12 protein-coding genes are annotated in these 6993 nt (G+C 70.1%); 2 read left to right on the top strand and 10 right to left on the bottom strand.

Annotation, left to right across the window (positions count from 1 at the left end; genetic code table 11):
* The 3 genes from ABD378_RS17220 to ABD378_RS17210 form a co-directional block, all read right to left on the bottom strand.
* On the bottom strand, window positions 1–215 hold a 215-nt coding region (locus ABD378_RS17220), incomplete at its 3' end, for a hypothetical protein (protein WP_344521800.1).
* Window positions 212–1288, bottom strand: a complete 1077-nt coding sequence (locus tag ABD378_RS17215; protein WP_344521799.1) for a hypothetical protein — start codon at window positions 1286–1288, stop codon at window positions 212–214. The genes ABD378_RS17220 and ABD378_RS17215, both read right to left, overlap by 4 nt.
* Window positions 1289–1380: 92 nt before the next feature.
* Window positions 1381–1935, bottom strand: coding sequence for a hypothetical protein (locus ABD378_RS17210; protein ID WP_344521798.1), 555 nt, complete (start codon window positions 1933–1935; stop codon window positions 1381–1383).
* Window positions 1936–2107: 172 nt separating this feature from the next.
* On the opposite strand from ABD378_RS17210, the gene ABD378_RS17205 reads away from it, so the two are divergent.
* The gene (locus ABD378_RS17205; protein WP_344521797.1) at window positions 2108–2320 is read left to right on the top strand and encodes a DUF6207 family protein; all 213 of its coding nucleotides are present in this window, start codon (window positions 2108–2110) and stop codon (window positions 2318–2320) included.
* A 39-nt stretch (window positions 2321–2359) separates the two neighbouring features.
* Here ABD378_RS17205 and ABD378_RS17200 read toward each other — a convergent pair whose 3' ends face one another.
* The 3 genes from ABD378_RS17200 to ABD378_RS17190 all read right to left on the bottom strand — a co-directional run bounded on the left by ABD378_RS17200 (window position 2360) and on the right by ABD378_RS17190 (window position 3912).
* Window positions 2360–2764 carry a DUF6083 domain-containing protein gene (locus tag ABD378_RS17200; RefSeq protein WP_344521796.1) on the bottom strand — a complete coding sequence of 135 codons (405 nt, stop codon included), beginning with the start codon at window positions 2762–2764 and terminating at the stop codon, window positions 2360–2362.
* Between the two features lie 212 nt (window positions 2765–2976).
* Window positions 2977–3291, bottom strand: coding sequence for a hypothetical protein (locus tag ABD378_RS17195; RefSeq protein WP_344521795.1), 315 nt, complete (start codon window positions 3289–3291; stop codon window positions 2977–2979).
* A gap of 273 nt (window positions 3292–3564) precedes the next feature.
* Window positions 3565–3912 carry a hypothetical protein gene (locus ABD378_RS17190; RefSeq protein ID WP_344521794.1) on the bottom strand — a complete coding sequence of 116 codons (348 nt, stop codon included), beginning with the start codon at window positions 3910–3912 and terminating at the stop codon, window positions 3565–3567.
* 160 nt (window positions 3913–4072) lie between these two features.
* Between ABD378_RS17190 and ABD378_RS17185 the strand changes: the two genes are divergently transcribed.
* A complete protein-coding gene (locus ABD378_RS17185; protein WP_344521793.1) occupies window positions 4073–4237 on the top strand; it encodes a hypothetical protein in 165 nt (54 codons plus the stop codon).
* Between the two features lie 10 nt (window positions 4238–4247).
* Here the strand turns inward: ABD378_RS17185 and ABD378_RS17180 are convergent, their stop codons facing one another.
* From ABD378_RS17180 to ABD378_RS17165, 4 genes are all read right to left on the bottom strand, one after another.
* Window positions 4248–4613: a hypothetical protein gene (locus ABD378_RS17180; protein WP_344521792.1), complete on the bottom strand. Its 366-nt coding sequence runs from the start codon at window positions 4611–4613 to the stop codon at window positions 4248–4250.
* 103 nt (window positions 4614–4716) lie between these two features.
* On the bottom strand, window positions 4717–5082 hold the full coding sequence (locus ABD378_RS17175) for a hypothetical protein (protein ID WP_344521791.1): 366 nt from the start codon (window positions 5080–5082) through the stop codon (window positions 4717–4719).
* Between the two features lie 100 nt (window positions 5083–5182).
* The gene (locus tag ABD378_RS17170) at window positions 5183–5335 is read right to left on the bottom strand and encodes a hypothetical protein (protein WP_344521790.1); all 153 of its coding nucleotides are present in this window, start codon (window positions 5333–5335) and stop codon (window positions 5183–5185) included.
* A gap of 222 nt (window positions 5336–5557) precedes the next feature.
* Entirely contained in the window at window positions 5558–6742 is a 1185-nt protein-coding gene (locus ABD378_RS17165) for a helix-turn-helix domain-containing protein (protein ID WP_344521789.1), read from the bottom strand.
* Window positions 6743–6993 lie beyond the last annotated feature (251 nt).

Below are 6993 nucleotides of genomic sequence, written 5' to 3'. Positions count from 1 at the left end.
TACAGCTCGGCGAAGGCGAGGCATTCCTGGACGACGAGGGCGACGATCTGGTGGGCCTGCCGCATGCCTTGTACGTAGCCCATGACTGCGGCGTCGTGGACGAGGCCGCGTTCACGATCGGTGAGGGTGGCGAACTGGTCGGCTGCGCCTTGGGCGCGTGCCGCGTCGCGCTGGGTGAGGTAGTCGAGCAAGAAGGTGGGGATCCCGGCGGTCACCGTGCCGCCTCCGTCTGCTGCGCCTCGTCGGCCAGGCGGCGGAGCTCGGTCTCGATGAGGCGGGCGCCGCGGATCGCGCTGAGGAAGTCGGCCGAGTCGCGGGGCGTCCGACGCAGGAACCGGGCCGCCTCCCGCCAGCCCTCGGCCGGGGTCCCGAAGGGCTCCATTCCGCAGGCGTCACAGCTGCCGCACATGTCCACGCAGACCAGCTCTGCGCCCTCGCGGTGGAATTCGGCGAGGTCCTCGGTCTGCTGCTGCGCCTCGTCGGCGGTCTCCCGGTTCGCGCGGGCGATGGCGTCGATGAGGTGGTCGTCGTTCATGTCGTGGGCCCGGTGGACGAGGGATGTATGGGCGGCCTCGATCGCGCGGAAGCGAGTCATCTCGTCGGCGTTCCGCTCGTTCACGCGGAGCAGTTCCTGGCGCCGCGCGTCGATCTGCCGGGTGGCCGCGTCCAGCTCGGCTCGCAGGCCGGCCTGCTCTCTGTCTGCGACGGTGACTGCGGCTTCGGCGGCGCAGGCGAACAGGGCCTGGATGCGCGGTTCCTGGTCGGTCAGGGAGAGGTCAGACTCCATGGCGTCGTGGATCGCCACGGCGTACCGCTCGCTGCGCTCGGCGGTATCGGCGGGCGTCGACGGCGCGGCGGGTAGCGCAGACGGCTCGATGCCGTACTCCTGCGCCTCGGTTACCTGAGCGCTCCAGGCCGCGAACTCGCGCAGGGTCATGTCCGGCCGGGCCTTCAGCGCGTCGTGGAGCGGCTGGTTCGCCTCCCGGTGGCCGGCCGCGTACCCAGTGTGGAAGCGGCAGTTGTCCCCGGCCTCGGCGCACGCCGGGCAGTCCTCGTGGGCGGCGATGTCGTCGTAGGGGGCGATCTCGGGTGCGCGGTCGGGGTACTGCTCGCCCTCGGCGCCGGGCGGGAGGGTGAGCGCGGCGTCCGGGCGGCCGACGTCGAATACGCGGAGCGGCCAGTCGTCGGGCATGGCACGCAGGTGCTGGGTGAGGTCCGCGGCGGTGGCGGGCTGCCACTGGACGAGGTGCTCCCAGATGGCGCGGGCGGCAGGCGTGGTGAGGGTCATGTGCGGCTCCTGGGAAGGGGTGGCCGGAGTTTCCAGGGTGGCCCGGTTCGGGCAGCGCGTTGCCCCGGCCTGTGAGGGCCGGGGCGGTGGTGCTAGATCCACTGGAGGTCGTCGACGGCCATGAAGTCGGTGTTGCACAGGTGCAGGAGCTCTTTCGCCGTGAGGCCGTTCTTCATGGCGCCCTCCCAGACGAGTTGCGGGGAGACGGCGCCGACGAGGGTCTGGATGGTGTCCTGGCAGAGGCCGGCCATGAGGGCGTGGTTCGGGGCGTGGGCGGCTCCCTTGGTGCGGTAGAGGGCGAGGGCGGTGGCGAAGGTGCCGGTGGGGGCGGGCGGCGCGGGGAGGTTGGCCGGGTCGGCCGTCGGGGTTTGGGGGGTGGGGGGATCGGTCGGGTCGGTGGCGGGGGAGCCGGGGAACTCGTAGACGGCGCCCTGGTCGGGGGCGCAGCGGCGCCGGGGGAGGGCGACGGTGATCACGACGTGAAGGGGTGCGTCGTTGCGGTCGGTGGTGCCGTATTCGTGGACGGTGGCGCCACAGTCGCGGTGCATGTCGAGGTCGCGGCGGGCTTCGGTGGCGGGGATGCGGTAGAGGACGGTGTTGGATTCGATGTCGTAGACGGTGGTGGTGGGTTCGGTCGCGGTGGCCATCGGGTTCCCCCTCGATGTGGTGTGGCTTCCACCGTACCGCTCATCTATTACGTACGCAATACATAAAGCAGGGTTTAGGGTGACCCGTTCAGGACCGCAGGAAGATCGCGGGATCGGGTGAACCGGCCCGCCACGCCGAACCGTTGCCACACCCGCCTGCGTCGCCCCCGCCATGAGTACCCGTCACCTGCACCTGACCCAGCCGGGCCTGGCCCGCATCACCATCCAGTCCGCCGACCCGGAGACTGTGACCGCGCTGGCGTACACGATCGCCGCGCACCTGAACGCCACCGGACCGTCCGAGCCGCACCATCTGCCCGGCGAGGACGGGGTGGCCGTCACCCTGTACGCCTCGACCCATCCCGCGGACACGGAGGGTGGGTGAGCTGTCAGCCGCCCGCGACCGCCAGGCAGGCGCCGCTGGCTACCCCACGTCCGGCAAGCCCGGCAGCCCTTCTCCGTCGGCCTTGCGCTGTGCGCGGCGGGCGTTCTCCTCACGCCAGGACGTCAGCCACGGCCACAGGTCGTCGCGCTCGGACTCGTCCAGGCCGGGGCAGACGATGCGGTGCGCGATGCGGCATTCGGCGCCCGGGGTGGGTTCGGCGTCGTGACTGTTCCAGGCGTGCCCGTCACTGTCGATGATCCAGCGTTGGCGTGGCGGCACGAAGTGGGAGGGCAGCGTCTCGCGCGGGTGCACGGGCTCCAGCAGGATCCACGCATCGGTCCAGGTCGGGTACCGGTCGCCTGCGAGGCCGCAGTCGGGGCAGATCGGGGGTGCGGGTGGGGCCGGGCCGAGCGCGCCGTCGGCGTTGGCCTGCGCCCGGTCCACGCCCTCCCAGGGTCGCGGTGGCGGATCGTCGGGTACAGGCTGAATGCGCTGGTTTTCCCCCATGCTCCAGAGTTGCCAGGCGGTCCGTGGCAGCGCCAGAGAGCGAACCGGACGGGACGGTGGGGGAGTTGCCGGGCCAAGGCCGCCTCAGGCGCCACACGGGCCGTACAGTGGCTCAAGCGACCGGGTGACGCATGTCCTGACCTGGACGGCTACAGCAGCTTGGAGCGCCCCGTCCCGGGGGAAGCCTGCGCGCGCCGCCCGCGGGCGATGCGGCCGGGCCTGCCGCGCCGTACCGGCCCGTCCAGGCCGGCCGCACGCCGCGCGAGCTCGGCAACCCGCTCCGGGGGGACGGGGATGTACTGCAGGGAGGCCGTCACGGAGGAGGCGCAGGCAGGGTTGGAGCAGTGCACGGGGGAGGCGTCCACACCCAGGCTCGGGTAGGTCATCGACTCGGGGGGCAGGTACTGGCCTGCGCAGCCCAGGCACAGGTAGATCTGCCGCTTGGGTCCGTCGGTGTCGCGCATCGCTCTCCCCGGGGTGGTGCGGGTGGTGCCGTTCAGCCTTGGCCGCTGCCGTTGCAAGTGGTGGAGGGGCCTGTCCACCGGTGGACTACCGGCTTCTGGTGCCCGTTCTCATCGGTTTCGACGGTGTGCTCTTCGTGCTCGGTGACGCGCAGGCCTTGGCAGGCCTGGCATGGCTGCGGCTGCGTATCCCCGGACATCTACCCAGCATGGCCGCTCGAGGGTCCTCCCGTCAGCAGGGCGGCCAGATTCCGGGGCCCACGCACGGTCGCGCGGTCAGTGGCGGTGCGAGATCCGGTCGAGGTCGGCATCAAGGACTGCCAGGTCCGGATGCTCCCGCAGCTGCTGCTCGCGCGCCCATTCGGCGAGATCCGCTTTGTGGGCGGCGCGTACCTCGTCGTGGGTGACGTGGGCGAGGAAGGCGATTTCGTCGACCTGGTCGTCGCTGAGGCCGTTGTACCGGTTGGCGGGGGCGCAGGAGGTCGCCATGTCGTGGGCGACGGTGAACCCTGCCGCGGTGAGCTTCTCGTACACCCACCTCCGGAACGGAGTGTCCTGGTGCCGCCAGGCGGGGTCGTAGTTGTCGTATTCGGGGTCGTCTGGGCCGGGGCCGATGATGGCCATGCGGACTCCTTCCCTCGGAGGGTGGACATCGTTCCAGGCAGGCCTGCCCCGGGCGGGCCGGAATCAGCCGTCTCGCGGGCCGTGTTGTCGCCGTACGCGCTCGCGGGCACTCTGGACGATGCGCAGCCCGCCTGCGGGTGCGCTTGGGGGAGGGGGCGGCGTGGAGTTCGAGTTCGTGTGCGGATGGTGCGACGCCGACTGTGTCGTCTGGGGAGAGCCCATCGTGTCCTGGTGGACGCAGAAGTACCGGGTGGACGACTTCGAGTGCTGGAACTGCGGCACAACCTGCACCCCCCACGACCCGCCGTGGACGCCCGCCGACTAGACGCCGGCCGTCACTGCTCGGCGCGTGGGTCGTCGGCCATGTCCAGGCCGTCGATGAGCGCGTCCATGAACTCCCGGTTACCGCGGGGCCGGTTCTCTTTGTCGGCGAGGCCTTGGCAGACGTCGGGGGTGCGTGGGTCGTCCTGCCATTTGCCGGTGTTGAAGTTCCAGTCGTCCCATTCGGGGGCTGCTTCCGCGACGGCGACGCTGCACTGCCGTTTGATTTCGGCCTGGCTGAGCGAGGGCGTGGCGGTCGGGGTGGCGGTGACGGTGGTCTTCGCCGGGGCTGCCGCCTTCCCGTCTCCGTCGCTGCCGGAGCAGCCGGCCACCCCAAGGGCGAGGCAGGTGGCGAGCAAGGCAGTGGTGGTGCGGCGCATGGTTCCCCCGGGGTGACGCGATCCGTGGGGTGCATGATGCGCCCTGCGCGCGCCCCGGGCGGGACTTTCGCCGAACCGTGATCCTGTGCAGTGCGCCCCGCTCCTACTTGGAACGCCTGTCGACCCTTTCGTTCAGTTCCGTGGTCCAGGCAGCGGCAACGTAGCCGCCGGCCAAGGCGAAGTCCTTCTGGGCACGCTCCAGAATCGGCACCCCCCGCAGTTCGGTGCCGGTGGCGGCCTGCTGAATCAGATGCCTCGCACCCATGACTGCGTGCAGGGCAGCCTCGATGCGTGCTCCCCCGGGCATCGCGCTTTCCACGCCCGAGGGGAGTCCGACGATGTGATGGTCGTGCTCCTCGACGCAGCTGGACGTGACGGAGTCGGCTAGCGTGCGCTGGACTTCGAGGAGCATGTCGATTGCGTGTGCCCACTGGTCAGGTGTCGGTCGTGATGACTGGTGGTTGTTCAAGGGGCTTCCTTCCAGTGGAGGACGATGTGCAGAGCGTAGGCGTGCGCCCATCCTGCCCAACGCAGATAGCCCGACCCGGTGAACGGGCCGGGCTGCACGACTACTTGGGGCGCTGGTGGAACGCGTACAGCGGTAAGGCGATGGTGACGGATGCGCCGAGGCTCTGTTGCAGGCTGGGCGATAGATAGCCGAGTGCAGTGCACAGGAAGACGAGGGCGTAGAGCTGGATCACGGGGCCGGAGCTGAACGTCACGCGAGGTTCCCTTCAGTTGATTTTCGCGCAAGAATCGGTCGCCCAGCTCCGGCTGGGTGTTGTGCACAAGGGGCGGCGTCGTTACCGGCAAGTGCGGCGTTCGCCCTGTGTGCACCACCGTAGCCACCTTCTATTACGTACGCAATATGTCGGCACGCGGTGTGCAGCACAACGCCCCCGAACCCAGGACGGGTTCGGGGGCGTTCGTGGTCTGTCACCAGGTCAGATGCCGACCCATTGCGCAAGGTTGGCGACCGTGTCCGGGGTGGAGCGCTGCGCGCGGACGAGCGCGGCGACCGTCTCGCGGACCGTGAAGTCGTAGCGGGTCTGCTGCGGGGCGACCTTCCTGGCGGCCAGGAGGGACTTGAACGAGGCGTCGTTCTGCCCGATCCACAGCTGTGCGTTGGCGACTTCGACCATGTGCCGGCCGGTCCGTGACGGAGGCCAGCCTGCGGGGATGCGCATGTCGTCGGCAGCGTCCACGGCGCCGCGGTAGTCCTTCAGCTCCGACAGCGCGGAGACGCGGTGTGCGGACACGTTGGTGGGGCCGAAGGAAACCCACCGCAGCTTCGGGACCTCGCCGGTGCGCGCGGCCGCCAGGTGCGCTTGGTCGAGATGGCCCAGCGCGGTTTCGCGGTCGCCGTTGCGGGCTGCGATGACGGAGGACCCGAGGTGGAGCTGGCCGGACATGGCGGTGCGTTCGGTGCCCTCGGGGGCCTGCTGCAGGAGGCGCTGCCCGGCGTCGATGAGGCGTCCGCCCATCACGTACCGGCCGATGCGCATATGCACGAGGGCGCGCATGTACTGGCGGAGCGCGGACAGGACGGGGTCGGAAGCTCGCTGCCCGGCCCAGTCCATGCGGTCCAGGGAGATCGCCGCCAGGTCCTGGTAGCCGAGCTTGGTCGCCACGTCGTACGCGTTGCGGTACACGGTGCCGAGAACACCCCACGCCTCGCTGGTGCCCTCGCTGTAGGCGGCGGCGGTGGCTTCCTGCATCACGGACGGCAGGAGCTCGGCGACGGCACGGAGCTGGCCGGCGCGGACCTTGGCGCACATGCCGTCGGCGACAGCGGCGAGCGCTGCGGTGGGGCGGGGCCGTAGCTGGGGGTCGGCGGGTCCGATGTCGTACCAGTCGAGGCCTTCACGGATGGGGCCTATGAGCTGCTCGAGGTGGTCGGCCCGTAGTTCGGCCTGGTAGGGCTGGCCGGAGATGGTGCCGATGTCGACGTGCAGGGCGCGGGCGCAGGCGGCGACGAATGCCGCCGAGGCGGGCTTCTTCCCGGTCTCCACCTGGGCGATCAGGGAAGTGCTGAAGCTGGTGGCGTCGGCGAGGGCGACCTGCGTCATCCCGTTGATCTTCCTGAGGTCGGCGATGCGCCGTCCTGCGTGCTCGTCAGCCGGGTGCATGGGAAGGGCCCCCTAGTCGTTGTCGGCGGTCTTCAGCGTACGCACGCCCGGTGCGGGTGAGCGAGCGTGCCTTGTGGGACAAGTGGCCTGTTCACGGTGGTTGATCACGGTTTGTAGTGATGCAGCTTTCACTGGCTGTGAAAGTCCGAGTGCAAGGCGAGGCGGAGCATCGGAAGTAAGCCGGACGATCACCTCTGCCGCTTCGAGGGACGCTCTCATGCGCATACCGACGTCGATGCACAGTGAGCCTC

Origin of the sequence: Streptomyces rectiviolaceus (genome assembly GCF_039533825.1) — a bacterium.
Taxonomy (GTDB): Bacteria; Actinomycetota; Actinomycetes; order Streptomycetales; family Streptomycetaceae; genus Streptomyces; species Streptomyces rectiviolaceus.
The sequence above is the reverse complement of the archived record's forward strand: the minus strand, read 5'-3'. Positions and strand labels throughout refer to the sequence as shown.

Coding starts and splice junctions, on each gene's coding strand:
- ABD378_RS17215 (WP_344521799.1), bottom strand. CDS start 1,288: ATGACCCTCACCACGCCTGCCGCCCGCGCCATCTGGGAGCACCTCGTC.
- ABD378_RS17210 (WP_344521798.1), bottom strand. CDS start 1,935: ATGGCCACCGCGACCGAACCCACCACCACCGTCTACGACATCGAATCC.
- ABD378_RS17205 (WP_344521797.1), top strand. CDS start 2,108: ATGAGTACCCGTCACCTGCACCTGACCCAGCCGGGCCTGGCCCGCATC.
- ABD378_RS17195 (WP_344521795.1), bottom strand. CDS start 3,291: ATGCGCGACACCGACGGACCCAAGCGGCAGATCTACCTGTGCCTGGGC.
- ABD378_RS17190 (WP_344521794.1), bottom strand. CDS start 3,912: ATGGCCATCATCGGCCCCGGCCCAGACGACCCCGAATACGACAACTAC.
- ABD378_RS17180 (WP_344521792.1), bottom strand. CDS start 4,613: ATGCGCCGCACCACCACTGCCTTGCTCGCCACCTGCCTCGCCCTTGGG.
- ABD378_RS17165 (WP_344521789.1), bottom strand. CDS start 6,742: ATGCACCCGGCTGACGAGCACGCAGGACGGCGCATCGCCGACCTCAGG.